Raw genomic sequence first — 16,621 nt, 5'->3', positions numbered from 1 at the left:
TGCACCTCTAGCGTCGTAGGGGGATGGGTGGGGCTTGGGGCGGGGAGGGGGGGGACCTCGCAATTTAAACCCCCCTTCCGCCCCAAAGAAAAGCCTTCTTGTTACTCTTTTCATCCTAATCCCTCGCTACTCCGCCGTTGGTATGGCTCGAAAGCGAGCCTCTGCCGTCGCTGATGTCGCCGCTTGCCTTGAGCGAGCCTGTGATATTGAGATCTCCATTGATCGCAAAGCTTCCGCTTCCTCCGCCGCTTCCTGCGGTCGAGATTGATCCTTGAATGATCGTATTTCCCAAAAGCTTGATATTTCCGCTTTGCACGGTAGTATCATCCGCTTTTACGTTTACGCTTTTTGCGGTCAAGCTTGCGTTTTCGCAGGTGATATTGATCTGCTTCGGACTTGAAATTTCAAGGCTGGAGCTAGCCGTATCATACGAAAAGCTTACTCCATCCTCAAAACTTGCGTGGATCTTCTTATCGGTCGCGGCCGCCTTGTGAGCGGCCTGATAGATACCACGTAGGATCACGCCTGCATTGAGCTCGCCTCGTATCGGCAGCACAAGCACCTGCTCTCCAACGCGAATCGGCGCGAAGCCCGTGGCGAAAGAATTGGCAAAAGGCTGGAATACGGGTAAGAAGTCGGTGACCATATCGCCGATCGCAACCCTTGCGCGATCTCCGCTTACTTCGCTGATGATGCCGATCTCGTTTAGGTTATTGCTCATATTGTTCGTCCTTGTTTCTATCGTCTAGATCAAATTTATTTCTTATAAATCCGACTGCCAAATCCAAAATTCCGCTACCTTTAAAGGCGCCGATCCCGCAGATCGCAAGGCTCAGGCGCATATCTTTGAAGAAAAAGAAAGATATTTCATAAACGATGTATGCGCTAAAACAGCCGTCCAATACTCGTTTGATAAAATTGCCCGCGCCACGCTCGCCATGTTTCAAAAAAGCCGTTACGCTGCCCGCAACGCCCGCAGCTAGCACATAAAGCAGATACTCCATTGCTCATACTTTAAAGGTTCTATAGAGCGACGCAGGCGAAAAAAGAGCACCCGTAACGCCTATACAAAGCGACCAAAGCAGGAGTACTAAATTTTCGCTTCGTATAAGATTGTCAAAGACTACGTAAAGCTCAAGATTAAATACCACTAAGACAAAAGCCCTCAGTAAATAAATCAAAGCTTTCATCGTTTCTCTCCCGTGCAGTCTTTGGCTATCTCCTCGCATCTCAAAAAGTACCTCACAAGCTCTTTATGCGCTTCAAAGCTGCCGTTTGCCGCAGGTTTAAGCGGCATTTTCAGATTACAGCGCACCGGCACATAGACTTGCTTTATTTGCGGCTCCTTTGCGCTGCAGCCGAGTAAACAAAGTACGCTAAAAAGCGCTATTAAGAAGTTTTTTATACGCATCGAGTTGTGCCTCACAACTTTTATCTTTGACGTAAATTTTTGAAACGTTTTTGATCTTATCCTCGTTACGGCGGCTTGCATTCACCTCAAGGGATTTGATCGCGGCGTTTTGCAGGCTTAGATTTAGCTCGCATTGCTGTAACTGCACCTTTAGCCCTGCATTTTCGGTGCTTAGCTGCGAAATATCGCTTTTTAGAAGCGCTATGCAAATTCCGCTTGCGACCAGCGTTGCCGCAAAGGCGATGCCTACAAATTTAAGATTTAGAAAGTAGTCCATTTAGCACCTTCTTTGCACGATTTGGAGTTTGCTGCGCCCAGAGGCTGCGAAGTCCGTTTGCGATAGCCTTTTCATATTCGCTAGTTCTTATGTAGTGAAGCGTCGTAACGAATTTTTTAACCTTGTTAACGTCCATCTGATAGCACATCTCTATCACTACGTCCTGCACGTTTTGCGGTTTGTCTTGAAGCCAGGCAAAGGCTTCAAATACCCTAGGCTTTAACTTTTTTAATTTCAGCTCTAAAATTTGATCCGCCGCCGCGCGGCCCATCGGCTCTATCTTTCCGCCGTTTAGTGCTAGCTCGTCTTTGCTTAGCGCCGAAACTAAAAAGCCGTAGCCGATAGTCTTGTAGCCCCTTGTGTCCTCATAAATTTCACCGCAAAAGCCTTCGTTTTCCTTGATGTTTGCGATTAGGCTCATTCTTCTCTCCTCGTTTTTTGCAGCAATAGTACGGATTTTTTCGCTCAAAATCTATCAAAGGATTTTGTCAAAGAATTTTGACAAAAAATTGTGTCAAAGAATTTTGTCAAAGGACTTTGATAGATTTTGAGATATTTTTCGCGCTATAGTTGCGAAAAATGGCGAGAGCAGGAGATGGAATGCTTGTAGAGTTTGAAAAAGAGTTGATCGAAACCATCAAAGAGGTTTGCAAAAACACTTCGCCCTATCTCGGGGAGTTTGAAAACAAAGACGAGATGGAGCTGCTCATCAAAGGCGGAGATAGTTTCGTATTCGTGGAATTCATAAGCGAAAGATATGAAAACGTGGTGAGCAAAATAGGCACTTACAATATCCATATTTTAGGGGTAACGTCTAGTAAGCAGCAAAGTTATAGGCAGGAAAATAAATATAAGGCCACAATTCTTTGCGAAGCAGTGGATAAAAAACTAAGAAATTCAGAGCTTAATAATGAATTTAGGATTGAGCCGAAAACCTTGAAGGTGACGCATAACAGCATAACCGATTACGGGTATATGTATGTTTTGACGCGAGAAATTCAGACCGAATTTCTTGAAAAAAGTGAATGGCTCAAAGAGGGCTAGGTTGTAAAGTTGTAACAATTGTATCGAAAGAGGAATAGATGAGATTTCAAGCAAATTTAATATCGCTTAAGAGCGAGAACACGGGCGATGATCTTGTAGAGTTGCTACTAGCGGTTCCGGGTGAATGGAAAGGGCATTATAGCGGAGTATTTCGTATCGATAGCGCAGATTTAGAAAAGATGAAGCTCAATTTTGATGCTCGCAAGATAGATCTCGTAATCGACTACGAGCATCAAACCCTTATGGGTTGTGAAGCACCCGCGGCGGGATGGATCAAAGAGATGCATATACGAGATGGCAAACTTTATGGGATGGCAAGTTGGACCGCAAAAGCGAAAGAATACATCAAAAACGGCGAGTATAGATACCTAAGCCCAGTATTCAATTTTGAAGCGGTCGACAAAAAGACGGGAGCGTGGATAGGCTGTGAGATCGAAAGCGTCGCGTTAACAAATACGCCGTTTCTTGATGAGCTTGAAGAAATAAGAGCAAATAAAAATTTTACGGCAAAGGAGAAAAATATGCCTGAAAACGAAAAAAACGGTGCGGATGTCGCTGCGCTAAAAGCGCAATACGACGCGCAAATCACCGCTTTAAAAGCGGAGCTTGAGACAAGTAGGAGCGAGGTTGCAACGCTAGGCGAGCAGCTTGCGGAGAGCGCGGTAGAGGGCGCCATCGTTGCCAATAAACTCGCAGAGGGGCAAAAGCAGTGGGCGCTAAGCTATGCAAAGACCGATTTAAGCGGCTTTAAAGAGTTTTTAAAGGGCGTTACTCCGCCTCAAAAAACGGAGCTGCCGAGTAACGATCTGTTTGCCAACAAAAACCAACCCCAAAACGACATCGACGTCGTTAAATTTGCATTAGGAGGAAAATAAGATGCCAAACGAAAGAAAGAAACCAAATACCATCGGAGACGTAGTCGTCAATAAAATACTCGGCGTCAATGCCAAGGTCGAGACCACCAAAGCTTTGGAGTGCGGAGCCGTGCTTTTCACTATCAACGGCGGCGAGAGCTTCGCTGCGGTAACGAGCGATAACCAAACCGCCACTATCGCAAATGCCGCCGCAGTATTCGGCGTGCTCTGCGACAATGTAGAAGCCACTGGGGATGCCGACGTACTGGTGCTTGGCGAAGTCAAGCTTGCGGACGTGGCTGCAGAGCTAAAAACCGCGCTATTTAAGCAAAAAATCGTAGTAAGATAAGGAGAAAACAATGGACGAACTTTTAAAATACTTCACAGTTGATGCGATGACCGAGATCGTCAATCAGGTCAAAGCGGACCAAAGCTTTATTATGGACACATTTTTTAAAACATGGACGCCGACGCTTTCAAATTCGCACAATATCATCATCGAAAAAGGTGCGGGCGTAATCCTTGAGAGCGTCAGCGAAAACGGCGAGCATTTGGTGACGAAAAACCCGGATCAAACGATAGTATCCGTGCCGCTTCCTCGCTTTCCGCAATACGATACGCTTCCGGCAAGCGAGATGAATTTGCTGAAAACGCTCAATACCCAAAAAGAGCAATTGAAGTCCCTTTCGGCGGCTATCGGTAAAAAGCTTGCGAAGCAAAAAAGCAACGTTACCAATACGCTTGAGTATATGGCGGCAGGAGCCATATTCGGCAAGGTAATGGATGGCAAAGGTAACGTGCTTCTTTCTTTGACCGCAAACCGCAAAAAGATCACGATCGGAAGCACTACGAAGCTAATGACGCTGCTCAACGACATAGAGGCCGCTCAAGTCGACGTATTGGGGGCCGCGAAGCCGTATATAGCATTGGTAACCAGAGAGCTTTATGCGGAACTGCTTGCCCTTGTAGAAAAAGAGGAGCTTCTCAAGTCAAATTCGGCAAAAATTACCGATAAAAACAACGTATTGACACTTGAGCTTTTCGGCAAAACCTTTATGCCTTACGATGCGACCTATGACAATACCAAGGGTAAGCCTACGCGTTATATGAGCGGCAAAAAAGGAGTAGTCGTACCGCTTGACGACAATATGTTCGAAGTGATTTATACGAGGGCTAATCATACCGCGGCTATCGGCAAGGCTCCGACCAAATTCTTTGCGGCGGCTCCGGAGGTGCTCGACAAAGGTGCAGGCTGGGGCATCGTGAGCGAGAGCAGGCCGATTCCCGTTTGTAATAGGCTTGATGCGATCGTTGAGCTTGAATTTGCATAAAAATCAATTTAAAAGGGCTCTAAGCCCTTTTAAATTAAAAACGACCGAACACACGTAAAAAATGTTTTAAACGTTTTAACATGCTTTTAATGCGCGTTAAAAGGCTTAAAAGATTTAAGGATAAAGCCCAATGATAACAAACGATGATCTACTTGAAGAAGTTTCGCACAAAGAGCTGCTGGAGCTTAGCGATTTTGAGGGAAGCGGCAGCATAAATCAAAGCATCATAGACGATAGCCTAAACGATGCGCTAGCATTCATCGCATCGTTTATAAGGATCCCGGCCAATCCCACCAAGCTTCTAAAAGATATCTGCGTCGATCTCACGATAATCGAGTTAAAAAAGCGCAACAACTTTCCGAAATACACTCTAGCCGAGCAGATCGAAAAGATCGAGGGGCTGCTTTTGAAAATGGCTGCGGGTAAAATTCCGACCGATGAGAAGAAAGATGATACGCCGAGGCTTGCTTCAAGGGCATTCAGACACTACGAAAAACGAATGGATCTAAAGGACCTAAATGGCTGAGAAACCAAATATCAAGGATTTGGCGCGAGAGCTTTATCTAAAGGGCTTTAGCGTCGAGCGAATAGCTGAAATTTTAAATAAAAACGTAAAGACGATCAAGAACTACAAAGCCGGTAGTAATTGGGATGAACTCAAAACCGTGAGCTATCTGAACCGCGGCGGCGAGGAAAAGCAAAATATCTATCAAAATTTCATCGAAGAGATGCGGCTTGCGATCAAAGATATCAGGCAAAGCGAAATGCCCGCGGGCAAAAAAGCCGATGCGCTTTCAAAGATAGGCGATAGCTTTGTGAAAATGACGAAGGTAGCAAGCTACGAAGATCCAAAGGCCTATCGCCTCAGCATCGCAAAAAAGGTTATCATGCTAGTAGTCGAAAAATTCAAGGATGACGAAAACAAAGAGTGTATAAAAAAGCTTATTGAGCTCATCGAGAGCGAGAAATTTATCAAAGCTATCGAAGAGCTTGAGGTTTAGGATCACACAATGCTTTTTTCAAAGGATGAGCTGGATAGCTTTTTGCAGGATAGCCGCGAAAGCCACAAACAAGCGGGCGCCGTAGAGCCCGAGCTTAGCAAGCTGACGCGTAAGGACTTCTACGACTGGCTGGAGGAGCTTAACGGCGAGCTTAAGGAGCAAATCCATCTCAATAGCCCGTTATCTCCTAAAGATAGGGCTGCGAGGCTGAAGCGTGCCGAGCACGATTTTCTATATTTCGCAAAAACCTATTTCCCGCACTATTTCAGCATTGATAGCTCCTGCGCGCTTCACGAGGATCTAGCACAAATTTTTGAAGCTATGACGCAAAAGAGGGGCGGCGACAAATATGTTCGAGCCGCGCCACGCGGGCATGCAAAGACGACATATTGCTCGCAGCTCTTTCCGCTTTGGTGCATTTGCTTTGCCAAAAAGCGCTTCATTGTCGAAATTTCAGATGCCGTGGAATTAGTGGAGGGCTGCCTTGAAGCGATCAAGGCAGAGCTTGAGGACAACGCCAATCTAAAAATGGACTTCCCGCATGTCTGCGGCGCGAGTAAGAATTGGAAGATCGGCGAGTTTATATCCAAAAACGGTGTGAAGCTTAAAGCATTCGGCTCCGGAAAGAGGCTGCGCGGCGTGAAATTCGGCGTTTACCGCCCAGATCTGGTTGTCCTTGACGATTTGGAAAACGACACGAACGTGCGCAGCAAAGACCAGCGTGACAAGCTTGAGGAGTGGCTCGATGAAGCGGTGCTAAATTTAGGCAGCGTAGACGGAAGCTTAGATGTACTTTATATCGGCACTATCTTGCATGCAGATAGCGTTTTGGCTCGGAAACTCAAGCTTAAATTCTGGAATGCTAAAAAATATCAATCCGTGATAAATTTTCCAAGGCGAATGGATCTATGGGAGCAATGGAGCGAGCTTTATCGCAATATCTCAAAGGACTCCAGCGACGAGTTTTATATGCGGCACAAAAAGCAGATGGACGAGGGCTCGCAGGTGCTTTGGCCCGATGCGCTACCGATCTTAAAGCTCATGCAAAAGCGCGCCGAAAATTTAAAATCCTTCAACAAAGAGCAGCAAAACGATCCGCGAAACGAAGCTCAAATTTTTACAAAAGAGGCTATGCATTTTTATCGCGAGCTTCCGAGGTGCGATTATTTCGTGATGTATATCGACCCGGCGGGCGAGAAGAAAAAGAGCGACTATACGGCTATTACGGTACTCGGCGTCAGCAAAAGCGAAGCTAAAATTTACGTCGCTGAAAGCATCGTAGAGGTTATGAAAAGCAAGAAAACGATCAAGGAGATCCTCCGCCTAAACGACATATATCGCCCGAGAATGTGCGCAATAGAGAGCAACGGCGGGCAGGAGTTTTTTAGGCAGTGGATCAGAGAAAAGGCTTTTGAGATAGGCGCAAAGCTACCGCTTAAAGGCGTCAATAATACGGCCGCCAAGGGGCAGAGAATAGAGGAGCTCGAGGTGCCGATCGATGATGGCGAGATCGTGTTTCATCAAAGCCAAAGCTTGCTTATAGAGCAGCTTTGCGAATATCCGGAAGGCAAGCACGACGATGCGCCCGACTCTTTGGCGGGAGCGTATGAACTTACGAGGCTAAAAAGAAAGATAAAAAGGCGTAGTAGATGAGCAAGAAAAAATCAAATTTCAAACGATTAAAATTAAACAAAAGCGAAGCCAAACCTCAGGCGATGCCTATAAAGCGCAAAACAGCTGTAATATCTCAAAATAGCACACTGATCGATCTGATAATCAACACCGGCGTTTCCAGCATCAGCGATAGCGATATGGATATGATCCTAACCGATCTTACGGTTACGCAGTGCGACGTCAGCCGAAAATCGGTCACCGAGAAAAAAGAGATCCAAATCATTTGCGATGATGAGGAGATTGCCAAAAATTTTAAAGCCATTTTTAACCCGGATATCGTTAGCCAAATTTTAGAGACCTATCTTTACGGGCTCAATGTTTTTGAGGTCAACTACAAAGAAAAGGACGGATTAATTTACCCGCGCTTGGTGCAGCGAGATTTCAGACAGTTTAAATTCAACGATGCCGGCGAGTTTGTATTCGTAGCCGGCGGAAGCGAACAAGAGATCCCGCCGCTTAAAGTTATTTACGCGCTCAATCGCGCAAATTTTAGAAAAACTTACGGCGACGGGCTTATTAAAAAGCTCTACTTCCCCGTCAAGATGAAAAATGCGAGCCTCAAGTTTTGGTTTCGGTTTTTGGAGCGTTTCGGCTCGCCGTGGGCGGTTGCAAAAACCAGCTTCGATCCGGACGAGCTGGCAAATGAGGTACAGGCTATGCTTAGCGGCGATAGCGCGGTCATCGATACCGAAGAGGAGCTTACGCTGATTCAGCCAAGTTCAAACGTAGATTTTACAAAGCTGCCGACATACCTCGACAATCAAATCAGCAAGGCGATTTTAGGCGCAAATTTGACGAGCGACATCAAAGAGGGTAGCTACGCCGCGGCAAAAACGCACAACGAAATCAGAGAGGATCTTGCCGCAAACGACGGCAAAATTTTGGAATTCGTAATGAACAGGGCGATCGCCTTTTTTAAGGAGATAAATAGCTATAAAGGCGAGATCGAAGCTAAAATTTATGATGAGGACGCCCCGAATGCGGAGCGCGCAAGCAGAGATAAGACGCTATTTGATATGGGCTTTGTGCCGACCGCAAAATACATCAGCAAAATTTATAATATAGAGCTGGACGAAAAGGCTATTAAAGAGCGTTTAAATAGTGATTTAAAGGCGAATAAACGGGTTTTAAAGAACGCAAATAAGCCGATAGATCGCTTCGAAAAGGCTACTAGCGAATTAAAAATCGATGACGGCGAGATAGAGGCTGCATTAAACGAATTGATCGCGCAAAGCGAAACCTACGAGCAGGCGTTTGATAGGCTTTATGAGCTTTACGATCTGCCTTTTGATGAGCTTGAAAAATATATGTTTCGAGCTATTGCAAACGCAGAGATGATCGGATATGCGGATGAATAGCGGCTTTAGCTTTCAAAAAGAGCCTACGGCGGTATATGAGTATCTGCAAGGCAAAAACGCTGAGATCCATTTTGATTATGATGAAATCATGCACGATGCGCATAAAAAAACGTTTACGATCGCAAAGATGACCGATTTAGATCTTCTAAAAGATATGCAAAACTCGCTCGCTCAAGCTTTTAAAAATGGAATCCCGTTTGAGGAGTGGAAGCAAAGCGTAAAGCCTATACTAGCCAAAAAGGGCTGGCTCGGTAAAATAAAGGTTAAAGACCCCAAAAGCGGTCAGGAAAAAGAAATTTATGTGGGCAACCGCAGACTAAAAACTATCTACGATACTAATATGAGGACCGCATACGCAAAAGCCCGCTATGAAAGCCAAATGAAAAGCTCGGGGGAGTATTTTCGCTACACGGCGGTTCTTGATAGCAAAACAAGGCCTACGCACCGAAAGCTGCACGGTACCACGCTTCCAAAAAATGATAAATTTTGGGATACGAACTACCCGCCAAACGGCTGGAATTGTCGCTGCAAAGTGCAAGTCCTTACGGAAGCCGAAGTGCGAGCGCGCGGCATTACGCCGCTTGCAGACGGCTCGTTTTTGCCAAGCGTAGCGCAGGATGATTTTGCTTACAACCCAGGCAAAATGGATCATTTGGATGAAATTTTTATCGAAAAGAAACAAGAGGCGCTAGGCGCCGTTACTGCGGAGACTGCGCGACAAAAGTTAAAAGAGCGTTTAGCGGGCTTTGGATACGAAAGAGATCTGCATGTATGGAGAAGCGGGCTTGAGGATGCGATAGATGAGATCATCGTAAAAGACAATCCAAAAACGCCGATCAATATGGTGCAGGTGGGCTTTTTGAATGCTTTTTTAGCAAAGAAAGCAAGCGAAATTTTAGGCGCAGATGTGCAAAGCGGCGGCATAATCATCACAAAAAAGCATCTGTCCCACGCATCCCCGAAGCGTAAAGAGGGCTACGATCATGCCCTTAGGATAGAGGAGATGCGCGAGATAGTTTCGGTGCTGGATAACGAAAACAACGCTTATATGGATCTACGCAAAAAGCACAAAAATATTCTGTTTATTTTTGAGGACAAAAAAGACGGCTCAAAGATAAATTTAATCCCCATCGAAATAAGTAAAATAATTAAGAAATTCAAGCAAAGCAACTACGTAATAACGCTTGATAAAAATGATAAAAAAACGATTGAGGATCTGATTGAAAAGGGTGAAATCAAAAAGATAAAGTAGCTCGGCGGGAGTCGAACCCGCGATAACCGCTATGCCAACGCATAACGTCCGTCTACGCACACTGACGCCATCGAGGCTACTTTTACGGGTATTATAATAAATTTTAAAGGCAAAGTCAAATGATAGAGATTACGGGCTTAGAGGCGGTGCAAAGGAAGTTAAAGGGATTGTCCGAATTGGGGCACAATACCGAGCCTTTGATGCACACGATCGGCAATATCATCGCAAATTCTATCGAGGATAGCTTCGAGGATGAAAGAAGCCCGTTCGGGCAGAAATGGGCTGCGCTTAAGCCAAGCACCGTTGCGCAAAAGAAGCGAAAAGGCAAGTCCGATAAAATTCTACGTCGTGACGGATATTTGGCGGATAAATGGGTAGTGGACGCAACTAGCAAAAGAGTGATCGTATCAAACAACTCAAAGCACAAAGGTTTTGCCTATGGGCTGGTGCATCAATTCGGCACCCATAAAGCGGGGCGCAGCAAAAACATTTTTATACCGGCTCGCCCGTTTCTACCCGTAAACAAAAGCGGTAAACTGCAAAGAGATATACAAAAAATTATAAAAACTGAAATGATAAAATTCATAAAAAAAATTTAACGGAGAGTACGAAACAAGGAGTTAGGCCTATTTTAAAGGAATATAATCAAGCTCACAAATTTGTATAAAAGGCTCTATCAGATCCACTTTCAATCCGAGCTTACCAAAATTTTTGGCAAAAAATTCACTTTCAAGTATCTCGTCGGTATTTAAATTTGAACTATCTGTAGTGATGGTGTATCCTTTTGCGGCTACCTCGGTATCTGTTAAAACCTGAACTTGGCATCTGCATTTTAACCCGTTCGGCGGATAAAATCTATCCCAGAATGGATCCATTTTAGGCAAAATAATGTTATGGATACTTGCATGCGCTTGATTTGTTAAATTATCTATAACGGCTACGTATCGAAAATATTTTCCGAGACTTTTCATTTGGCTATCATAGCGTCTTTTCGCATAATATAATCTATTGGCGAAATTAAATAATATCTCTAATCCGTCTTGGAAAATAAGTTTTTGTTTGGTTTTCCCATTCTTTTGCATTATTTTTATATCTTTTGCGAAACCAAGAAACGAAAGTAGAGCAATCTCCTTCTTTATCCACTCGTCAAAACCGATATCATCATCTATTGCATACATAAAGGATTGAGCAAGAGTGCTCGCTTTTCTCTGTTTCGCATCAAATTTACTTTTTAATTTATTTTCCTCGTATTTGTCCACGGGCAATCCTTAAATTTTTCCCGTAGATTATATACTGTTTGAAGTTCGGCGTCAAATTTCGCGTATTGCTGCTTCTCTTATTATGCTACAGACACCATTGTAGCTTAGCCCATATTTAGCGGCGATCTCTCGGATTATTACGGCGCTTTGCTTTCCTGCAGTCACCCCCTCTTCATACTCTTTGATTATGTCGCGATTACGGAATGTGCTCTTATAGCTCGGAACATAAATATTGGCTCCGCCGTATTCTTTGAGCACGTCGGCCATACTTTCGCTATCTTTAACGCAGTTATAGAATTCAACGAATAGATCGAAATTATTTATCAGCAAAGTACGCTCCTTGCATCTTTCGTAGAGCGATAATCACGTCCGTGGCTTCCTGGCGGCTGAGATACCAAAGGCAAAATACCAGCCTACCGGTTATTCTCTCAATAAAAAGTCGCAACGCAAGCCCTGTTTTCACTCTTGCAATCCTGTTCCAAATACCCACGATGGTATCGAGCTGTCTTTGCGTAGCCTTTAGGGGGTCTTTTTTGGCGATTTCCCTTGGCACTCCGTCCGTTTGCGCGGCCGTATCTTTGGCACTGTTTCGCCTCAATTTAGGCTCAAATTTGCTTTTATATCCGACGAGAGTCAAAACCTTTCTGAGCTCATCGATATTGAGGTCTTTTAGGCTATCCTTGCCGAATTCCGCCTGTAGATATACCCTGCGACATTCATCATCCACGAAATAGTTATGCTTGAGCGTGTGGATCATTTTGATATAGTATTTTTTTAGCTCGTCTTTCTTATTTATCTTCATCGAAAAGCCCCCTATTAGCCTTAGTTGTAATAGTTGTATCGGTTGTAGCCGGTGGCCTGCAACTATATATTACGCTCTTGCCAGCCTTGCGGCTATACCACAATTTGCCGTCAAATTTATCCAAGCAATCGCGGGCGGTTTTATCGTCCTTTGCATAGCCGGCGCTACCGAGAAGCTCGGTTTTATTTAGCTCCCCAAGCTCCAGCGCACGCCTGATCTCAGCGGTAAAGCCGAGCTCGTATTCGCTCATCCTCGCAAGCTGCAAATCAAGCTCTTTTAGCTGCAAATTTGCGAGATCCACGCAAAAGCCGCCGTCTTTTACCCCCGCGCGTTCCTTTGCTACTTCGCATAGAAAATTGAGCTCGTTTTGCGGGCTGGGGCGCTTGATGAGATGATACATTACATCGAGCGAATTTCTGATATGGTTGCTGCCCTGGTAGTTGCGCCCGTCCTTATTGGAGTGATGCAAAATCAAGATCGTGGCCCCGGCTTCGCGCAAATTTTTAAGCGCCACAAAGAGCCTATTAACGCGGTTGTCATTGTTTATGTCGACGAAATCGCGCAGGCTATCAAGTATGAAAACGCAGCCCTCATACGCTTTGCCGATCGCGCTTTGTTCCAGCTTCATCACGAGCTCGAAGCCGTCCATTTCGATACTTGAGCGCTGAATGTAGCTGAGATTTGGAAAGCGATTTATGAGGAGTCGGTCTACTCCGCGCTGCTTTAGCACCCCGACGGGATTATCGTAATCAATGAAAAACACCCTCTGGCTTTCCTCGCAGAGCTTTTTAGCCAGCGCGAATGCCATATAGCTTTTACCCGTGCCACCATCGGCATAAATCAACGTAATAAGCCGCTTAACCAAAAAATCCTCTATTAAAAATTCGATTTTCTCGTTAAAGCTTTCACTTTTTAGACTCGAGCTTTGTAAAAAGTCGAATATATCGTTTTCGTTCATATCGGTGCCCGTCTTTCTTAATCTTTCAGTATTATTAGCGCTACTATCGCCGTGATGCTAAGTGTGATAAATATCGTGCTCTCAAATATCAAAAAGAGCTGCATTATTTAATCTCCAAATTTGGGTTCTCCTACTTCGCTTCGCTTGTGTCGCGTTGCCTATTCTCATATATGTTGCCGACGACTATAAAATAATCCGATATGACGTCATCTTTAAAATTAAAAATGAAATCGGTGAATAGCCCCGCTATACTTTTTATAGCAAAGCAAGCTTTATCCTCACACCAATAAACACGAGCCTCATCAGGTAAGGAATTATCCGGCGCAATAATATACCCCTCGTAAATTTCCACGCCATTTTTGTCATTTATTCCTATGTATTGCATTAGCTCAATTTCGTCAAAATCTGCTTCAAAGCTAACGCCAGTTTCTTTATCCCAAAGCGTCACTTCTTCGTTTGCGAAGTCGATACTTAGCACTTCGTAAATTCGTCCATCAACTTTAAAAAATGCCTTGAATTTTAACCCTGTCATCGCTTGTCCTTTACTTTAAATCCCAATTTATATCTTTTAAATAATCTTTGGCTTTTTTGGCTTCTTTTTCGCCAGCTTTTGAAGAATAAAAGAAATCAATATACAAGCCCACATCACTACGAGGCATGCGTAAAACTCCCCAAAAGCCTATGCGTCCGCCCCGCTTTCTTTCTTTTTCAAAAATTTTCGATGTAGAAAATGAGATATTAATATTGCAGCCCTCATTTTTGCAAAACTTAAAGATTGGAAATTTCTCTTGAATATCTTTAGAAATTTCACTAATAAAACGCGCATAAGCATCCTCTTTTTTGTCGTATAATTCGCCTATATCTTTATCAAGTTTGCGAAATTCCTCTAAGCTTCTATAAAGCGTTTCTGCGTTTTGTATTATTTGCTCTTTCATTTCTCATCCTTTCTTTTCAAATTTTGCAAAAGCAATCTTTTAGCGATTCGTCGTCAAACGCCAAAGAGCCTTGCCTGCTTAGGCGGATAAATTCTGCCTCCATATCCGTGCAGGTTAAATTCCCTGCAAACCACGACGTATTCAATACTGCTTCGCCGCTATCTTGCAAAGTCAAAAGCTCAGCTTCGATCCGCTTCATATACTCCCATTCGGGCTTGAAATTTTTCCATACTTGATAGAAAGCGCGCTTTGACTGCGCGGGGCAAAAGTAGCAGCCCGTGCGGCTGAAAAACCTATATAGTGGATTTTCCATCTCGCGCTCTTTCAGATATATCGTGCAGTCTGCTTCGCTCATATCGTAGTCATCTATGAGCGGATAAAGAAACTCATTGCCGTCCATTCTGCGGCGGGTTTCGTCTGTGGTGTAGCCGATATAGATCTTATACTCGTCGAAGTTCTGCGCCTTTAGCCAACGCTCAAACGGTGCAACTTTCGCCTCTCTCCGCCACGCACAAAAGCCCTGCGTCTGCGGAGCGGGGAGGCCCCGAATGGCACCTTTGTTTTCGCCTCTGCTTATGCGCCCGAAAATGCACTCCTCAAAACTCATTGCAGGTCTTAACTTTGTGATCTCTTTGCCGTAGCGCGCCTTGAAATACTCGCCGAGCTTGGCGATATATTCATACATAACCGCGAATTCGTGCAAGGTGTCGTAAAAAACAATATGATCGAGTGGCTTTTTGTCGCGCAGTAGCAAATCTAGCATCGCTGTGCTATCCTTGCCGCCCGAAAGCGTTGCAATATAGGTCATCTCTTTCCTTTAAATTTAAACTCTTTAACAAGTCTTTAAAACCAGCTTTAAAGGCTTGTTAAAGGGCTTAAAGCCCTTTAACAAATGTCTTTAGTTTCGCTCTTCTGACATATCTAGGCAAAAGCCTATATTTATTATCTCTTGAGCCTTTAAATTTGCTCCAGTATATTTGAAACATGCTCTCTTTTGAAGTTAGCGAGTCGTTTTTCATCTACTATCCTTTTTAGACATTTGCGCTTTGCAAATTCTCTATCTTAGTCTCTATGCGGAAGTTATCTTTAACCGTGCGCTTTAGCCCAAGCTTAACGAGGCTTGCGTCATCGAGCTCCACGATAGCTTCTTTGTTTATAGTCTCTTCGTACGTGATGCAATCATCAAGCTTATAGCTCTTTAGCGCTTTGATGAGCTTTTCGACCTTTTCTTTGATGCGCGGCAAGCTTACGCTCTTGCTTAGTTTGTATCCGATCTTGCCGAAGGTGAAATCCTTGCTTCGCTTTTCGGCAAACTCCGCCTTATTGCTTTCACAAAAAGCCGTGATTTGAGCTTCGATATATTTCTTTTCGCTGTCTAGCTTCTCAACCCGGGCTTTTTGTGCGTCCTTGATCTCGTTGCACTTTAGCGTTATCTCTCCGTTTATATCGGTCAAAGCCACCTCAAGCTCACATACTCGCTTTAGCGCGTTATCGACGTCTGCAAAATTATTTATCTGCATCTTTTTCTCCTTCTTTTAAATTTTTGATTTTTTCAAGCACAATTTTATAGGCATGAATCGAACCGTCCATTCGCATTTGAATGAGTGCTAGCGGAGCATTCGAAAAGACATCCGCGGGCTCGTAATGATATCGCTCGTCCGCCTTGATTTCCGCTATCTCGCCTTTCACGAATTTTTCAAGTTCACTAATCGTCTCTTCTTCCTCTGCTTTGAGACTATTTAGGATTTTGCCCGCCGTCTCTATGGTGGCATCTGCCGTCGCCTGTGCTACTGCAAGCACAGGATCATCATCGTATGGTGGCTCTACTCTAGCGCTAGCGTAGCCGTGGCTGAGTTCTGCTTCATTTATCATGCGGCATATGAGCTTTTTTGTTGCTTCCATATCTTTTCCTTTCTAAAATTTTAAATTTTTTGGCTAGTCCATATTTTATTACGTAGCCGTATCGTAAGCAGATCGGAAGTTTATTTTTATTCTTCTTTACGATCCGCACCGCATGCCTCTCACTCATCGAAAAGACTAAATTTCAGCTCCCTCGCGCCGAGCTGCCTTGCAAGCTCTCGCTCGTATGCCATACCCTTGCTATTCTCGCTACCCTCGCAGGCAAAAAAGTAGTAGTAGCTGCATACCGAGAGGAGCTCCTCGCAGTTTTTCATTATTCGCTCGCGCTCTAGCTCGCTATACACCCCCATCCATGCAAGCACGGGCGATATAGGCTCGTAGCCGTTAGCGCGCACGATGGCGCAGGCTTGCTCGGCAAGCTTGCGGGCATAGTAGTCGCGATCTCGCTCATGCTTGCACGGGATACTTGCATACGGCGAGCTTACGAAACAGAGCCTTGCCGTTCGTTTGTCCATATTTTCTCCTTTCGCTGACAAAATTTACCTGCATTCGGTATTCGAGAAAAGCCCTCCGATTTCCTGCTGTGCACAATTTATAATCTGCTG

26 protein-coding genes are annotated in these 16,621 nt (G+C 44.5%); 10 read left to right on the top strand and 16 right to left on the bottom strand.

Annotated features, from left to right (window positions below; all coding sequences use genetic code 11):
• Positions 1 to 115: 115 nt before the first annotated feature.
• The 4 genes from Q0174_RS08060 to Q0174_RS08045 form a co-directional block, all read right to left on the bottom strand.
• The gene (locus Q0174_RS08060; protein WP_298043159.1) at positions 116 to 721 is read right to left on the bottom strand and encodes a phage baseplate assembly protein V; all 606 of its coding nucleotides are present in this window, start codon (positions 719 to 721) and stop codon (positions 116 to 118) included.
• Positions 711 to 1,004 carry a hypothetical protein gene (locus Q0174_RS08055; protein WP_298043158.1) on the bottom strand — a complete coding sequence of 98 codons (294 nt, stop codon included), beginning with the start codon at positions 1,002 to 1,004 and terminating at the stop codon, positions 711 to 713. Before Q0174_RS08055 ends, Q0174_RS08060 begins: the two co-directional genes overlap by 11 nt.
• A gap of 372 nt (positions 1,005 to 1,376) precedes the next feature.
• Positions 1,377 to 1,688, bottom strand: coding sequence for a hypothetical protein (locus Q0174_RS08050; protein ID WP_298043157.1), 312 nt, complete (start codon positions 1,686 to 1,688; stop codon positions 1,377 to 1,379).
• A complete protein-coding gene (locus Q0174_RS08045; RefSeq protein WP_298043156.1) occupies positions 1,666 to 2,109 on the bottom strand; it encodes a glycoside hydrolase family protein in 444 nt (147 codons plus the stop codon). Before Q0174_RS08045 ends, Q0174_RS08050 begins: the two co-directional genes overlap by 23 nt.
• Positions 2,110 to 2,288: 179 nt before the next feature.
• Between Q0174_RS08045 and Q0174_RS08040 the strand changes: the two genes are divergently transcribed.
• From Q0174_RS08040 to Q0174_RS07995, 10 genes are all read left to right on the top strand, one after another.
• Complete coding sequence (locus Q0174_RS08040; protein ID WP_298043154.1) at positions 2,289 to 2,732, top strand: hypothetical protein; 444 nt, start codon at positions 2,289 to 2,291, stop codon at positions 2,730 to 2,732.
• Between the two features lie 38 nt (positions 2,733 to 2,770).
• Positions 2,771 to 3,607 carry a phage protease gene (locus tag Q0174_RS08035; RefSeq protein WP_298043152.1) on the top strand — a complete coding sequence of 279 codons (837 nt, stop codon included), beginning with the start codon at positions 2,771 to 2,773 and terminating at the stop codon, positions 3,605 to 3,607.
• Between the two features lies 1 nt (position 3,608).
• Positions 3,609 to 3,935 carry a hypothetical protein gene (locus Q0174_RS08030; RefSeq protein ID WP_298043151.1) on the top strand — a complete coding sequence of 109 codons (327 nt, stop codon included), beginning with the start codon at positions 3,609 to 3,611 and terminating at the stop codon, positions 3,933 to 3,935.
• 10 nt (positions 3,936 to 3,945) lie between these two features.
• Positions 3,946 to 4,917 (top strand): major capsid protein, encoded by a 972-nt coding sequence (locus Q0174_RS08025; protein WP_298043149.1) that lies wholly within the window; start codon positions 3,946 to 3,948, stop codon positions 4,915 to 4,917.
• Positions 4,918 to 5,047: 130 nt separating this feature from the next.
• The gene (locus Q0174_RS08020) at positions 5,048 to 5,443 is read left to right on the top strand and encodes a phage protein Gp36 family protein (protein WP_298043147.1); all 396 of its coding nucleotides are present in this window, start codon (positions 5,048 to 5,050) and stop codon (positions 5,441 to 5,443) included.
• On the top strand, positions 5,436 to 5,918 hold the full coding sequence (locus Q0174_RS08015; protein WP_298043145.1) for a DUF1804 family protein: 483 nt from the start codon (positions 5,436 to 5,438) through the stop codon (positions 5,916 to 5,918). The genes Q0174_RS08020 and Q0174_RS08015 overlap by 8 nt, the downstream gene beginning before the upstream one ends.
• Positions 5,919 to 5,927: 9 nt before the next feature.
• Positions 5,928 to 7,571, top strand: coding sequence for a phage terminase large subunit (terL, locus tag Q0174_RS08010; RefSeq protein WP_298043144.1), 1,644 nt, complete (start codon positions 5,928 to 5,930; stop codon positions 7,569 to 7,571).
• Positions 7,568 to 8,950, top strand: coding sequence for a DUF935 family protein (locus Q0174_RS08005; protein ID WP_298043143.1), 1,383 nt, complete (start codon positions 7,568 to 7,570; stop codon positions 8,948 to 8,950). The genes terL and Q0174_RS08005 overlap by 4 nt, the downstream gene beginning before the upstream one ends.
• Positions 8,943 to 10,202, top strand: a complete 1,260-nt coding sequence (locus tag Q0174_RS08000) for a phage minor head protein (protein ID WP_298043142.1) — start codon at positions 8,943 to 8,945, stop codon at positions 10,200 to 10,202. Before Q0174_RS08005 ends, Q0174_RS08000 begins: the two co-directional genes overlap by 8 nt.
• A 119-nt stretch (positions 10,203 to 10,321) precedes the next feature.
• Entirely contained in the window at positions 10,322 to 10,801 is a 480-nt protein-coding gene (locus Q0174_RS07995) for a phage virion morphogenesis protein (protein ID WP_298043140.1), read from the top strand.
• Between the two features lie 27 nt (positions 10,802 to 10,828).
• Here the strand turns inward: Q0174_RS07995 and Q0174_RS07990 are convergent, their stop codons facing one another.
• The 12 genes from Q0174_RS07990 to Q0174_RS07935 form a co-directional block, all read right to left on the bottom strand.
• Complete coding sequence (locus Q0174_RS07990; RefSeq protein WP_298043138.1) at positions 10,829 to 11,461, bottom strand: phage minor head protein; 633 nt, start codon at positions 11,459 to 11,461, stop codon at positions 10,829 to 10,831.
• Between the two features lie 51 nt (positions 11,462 to 11,512).
• Entirely contained in the window at positions 11,513 to 11,791 is a 279-nt protein-coding gene (locus Q0174_RS07985; RefSeq protein ID WP_298043136.1) for a Mor transcription activator family protein, read from the bottom strand.
• Positions 11,778 to 12,263 carry a phage protein GemA/Gp16 family protein gene (locus Q0174_RS07980; protein WP_298043135.1) on the bottom strand — a complete coding sequence of 162 codons (486 nt, stop codon included), beginning with the start codon at positions 12,261 to 12,263 and terminating at the stop codon, positions 11,778 to 11,780. Before Q0174_RS07980 ends, Q0174_RS07985 begins: the two co-directional genes overlap by 14 nt.
• Positions 12,250 to 13,221: an AAA family ATPase gene (locus Q0174_RS07975; protein ID WP_298043134.1), complete on the bottom strand. Its 972-nt coding sequence runs from the start codon at positions 13,219 to 13,221 to the stop codon at positions 12,250 to 12,252. The genes Q0174_RS07980 and Q0174_RS07975 overlap by 14 nt, the downstream gene beginning before the upstream one ends.
• Before the next feature lie 130 nt (positions 13,222 to 13,351).
• The gene (locus Q0174_RS07970; protein ID WP_298043133.1) at positions 13,352 to 13,753 is read right to left on the bottom strand and encodes a YopX family protein; all 402 of its coding nucleotides are present in this window, start codon (positions 13,751 to 13,753) and stop codon (positions 13,352 to 13,354) included.
• 10 nt (positions 13,754 to 13,763) lie between these two features.
• Entirely contained in the window at positions 13,764 to 14,156 is a 393-nt protein-coding gene (locus Q0174_RS07965; RefSeq protein WP_298043132.1) for a hypothetical protein, read from the bottom strand.
• 16 nt (positions 14,157 to 14,172) lie between these two features.
• Positions 14,173 to 14,964 (bottom strand): phosphoadenosine phosphosulfate reductase family protein, encoded by a 792-nt coding sequence (locus Q0174_RS07960; RefSeq protein WP_298043130.1) that lies wholly within the window; start codon positions 14,962 to 14,964, stop codon positions 14,173 to 14,175.
• A 67-nt stretch (positions 14,965 to 15,031) separates the two neighbouring features.
• Entirely contained in the window at positions 15,032 to 15,175 is a 144-nt protein-coding gene (locus Q0174_RS07955) for a hypothetical protein (RefSeq protein ID WP_298043128.1), read from the bottom strand.
• A gap of 12 nt (positions 15,176 to 15,187) precedes the next feature.
• Complete coding sequence (locus Q0174_RS07950; protein ID WP_298043126.1) at positions 15,188 to 15,676, bottom strand: host-nuclease inhibitor Gam family protein; 489 nt, start codon at positions 15,674 to 15,676, stop codon at positions 15,188 to 15,190.
• Positions 15,663 to 16,058 carry a hypothetical protein gene (locus tag Q0174_RS07945; RefSeq protein WP_298043124.1) on the bottom strand — a complete coding sequence of 132 codons (396 nt, stop codon included), beginning with the start codon at positions 16,056 to 16,058 and terminating at the stop codon, positions 15,663 to 15,665. The genes Q0174_RS07950 and Q0174_RS07945 overlap by 14 nt, the downstream gene beginning before the upstream one ends.
• Complete coding sequence (locus Q0174_RS07940; protein WP_298043122.1) at positions 16,018 to 16,185, bottom strand: hypothetical protein; 168 nt, start codon at positions 16,183 to 16,185, stop codon at positions 16,018 to 16,020. The genes Q0174_RS07945 and Q0174_RS07940 overlap by 41 nt, the downstream gene beginning before the upstream one ends.
• On the bottom strand, positions 16,178 to 16,531 hold the full coding sequence (locus tag Q0174_RS07935) for a hypothetical protein (protein ID WP_298043121.1): 354 nt from the start codon (positions 16,529 to 16,531) through the stop codon (positions 16,178 to 16,180). Before Q0174_RS07935 ends, Q0174_RS07940 begins: the two co-directional genes overlap by 8 nt.
• Positions 16,532 to 16,621: the final 90 nt, after the last annotated feature.

The organism is uncultured Campylobacter sp. (genome assembly GCF_937996225.1).
GTDB lineage: Bacteria > Campylobacterota > Campylobacteria > Campylobacterales > Campylobacteraceae > Campylobacter_B.
The sequence above is the reverse complement of the archived record's forward strand: the minus strand, read 5'-3'. Positions and strand labels throughout refer to the sequence as shown.

Coding starts and splice junctions, on each gene's coding strand:
- Q0174_RS08060 (WP_298043159.1), bottom strand. CDS start 721: ATGAGCAATAACCTAAACGAGATCGGCATCATCAGCGAAGTAAGCGGA.
- Q0174_RS08055 (WP_298043158.1), bottom strand. CDS start 1,004: ATGGAGTATCTGCTTTATGTGCTAGCTGCGGGCGTTGCGGGCAGCGTA.
- Q0174_RS08050 (WP_298043157.1), bottom strand. CDS start 1,688: ATGGACTACTTTCTAAATCTTAAATTTGTAGGCATCGCCTTTGCGGCA.
- Q0174_RS08045 (WP_298043156.1), bottom strand. CDS start 2,109: ATGAGCCTAATCGCAAACATCAAGGAAAACGAAGGCTTTTGCGGTGAA.
- Q0174_RS08040 (WP_298043154.1), top strand. CDS start 2,289: ATGCTTGTAGAGTTTGAAAAAGAGTTGATCGAAACCATCAAAGAGGTT.
- Q0174_RS08035 (WP_298043152.1), top strand. CDS start 2,771: ATGAGATTTCAAGCAAATTTAATATCGCTTAAGAGCGAGAACACGGGC.
- Q0174_RS08030 (WP_298043151.1), top strand. CDS start 3,609: ATGCCAAACGAAAGAAAGAAACCAAATACCATCGGAGACGTAGTCGTC.
- Q0174_RS08025 (WP_298043149.1), top strand. CDS start 3,946: ATGGACGAACTTTTAAAATACTTCACAGTTGATGCGATGACCGAGATC.
- Q0174_RS08020 (WP_298043147.1), top strand. CDS start 5,048: ATGATAACAAACGATGATCTACTTGAAGAAGTTTCGCACAAAGAGCTG.
- Q0174_RS08015 (WP_298043145.1), top strand. CDS start 5,436: ATGGCTGAGAAACCAAATATCAAGGATTTGGCGCGAGAGCTTTATCTA.
- terL (WP_298043144.1), top strand. CDS start 5,928: ATGCTTTTTTCAAAGGATGAGCTGGATAGCTTTTTGCAGGATAGCCGC.
- Q0174_RS08005 (WP_298043143.1), top strand. CDS start 7,568: ATGAGCAAGAAAAAATCAAATTTCAAACGATTAAAATTAAACAAAAGC.
- Q0174_RS08000 (WP_298043142.1), top strand. CDS start 8,943: ATGAATAGCGGCTTTAGCTTTCAAAAAGAGCCTACGGCGGTATATGAG.
- Q0174_RS07995 (WP_298043140.1), top strand. CDS start 10,322: ATGATAGAGATTACGGGCTTAGAGGCGGTGCAAAGGAAGTTAAAGGGA.
- Q0174_RS07980 (WP_298043135.1), bottom strand. CDS start 12,263: ATGAAGATAAATAAGAAAGACGAGCTAAAAAAATACTATATCAAAATG.
- Q0174_RS07975 (WP_298043134.1), bottom strand. CDS start 13,221: ATGAACGAAAACGATATATTCGACTTTTTACAAAGCTCGAGTCTAAAA.
- Q0174_RS07970 (WP_298043133.1), bottom strand. CDS start 13,753: ATGACAGGGTTAAAATTCAAGGCATTTTTTAAAGTTGATGGACGAATT.
- Q0174_RS07965 (WP_298043132.1), bottom strand. CDS start 14,156: ATGAAAGAGCAAATAATACAAAACGCAGAAACGCTTTATAGAAGCTTA.
- Q0174_RS07960 (WP_298043130.1), bottom strand. CDS start 14,964: ATGACCTATATTGCAACGCTTTCGGGCGGCAAGGATAGCACAGCGATG.
- Q0174_RS07955 (WP_298043128.1), bottom strand. CDS start 15,175: ATGAAAAACGACTCGCTAACTTCAAAAGAGAGCATGTTTCAAATATAC.
- Q0174_RS07950 (WP_298043126.1), bottom strand. CDS start 15,676: ATGCAGATAAATAATTTTGCAGACGTCGATAACGCGCTAAAGCGAGTA.
- Q0174_RS07945 (WP_298043124.1), bottom strand. CDS start 16,058: ATGGAAGCAACAAAAAAGCTCATATGCCGCATGATAAATGAAGCAGAA.
- Q0174_RS07940 (WP_298043122.1), bottom strand. CDS start 16,185: ATGAGTGAGAGGCATGCGGTGCGGATCGTAAAGAAGAATAAAAATAAA.
- Q0174_RS07935 (WP_298043121.1), bottom strand. CDS start 16,531: ATGGACAAACGAACGGCAAGGCTCTGTTTCGTAAGCTCGCCGTATGCA.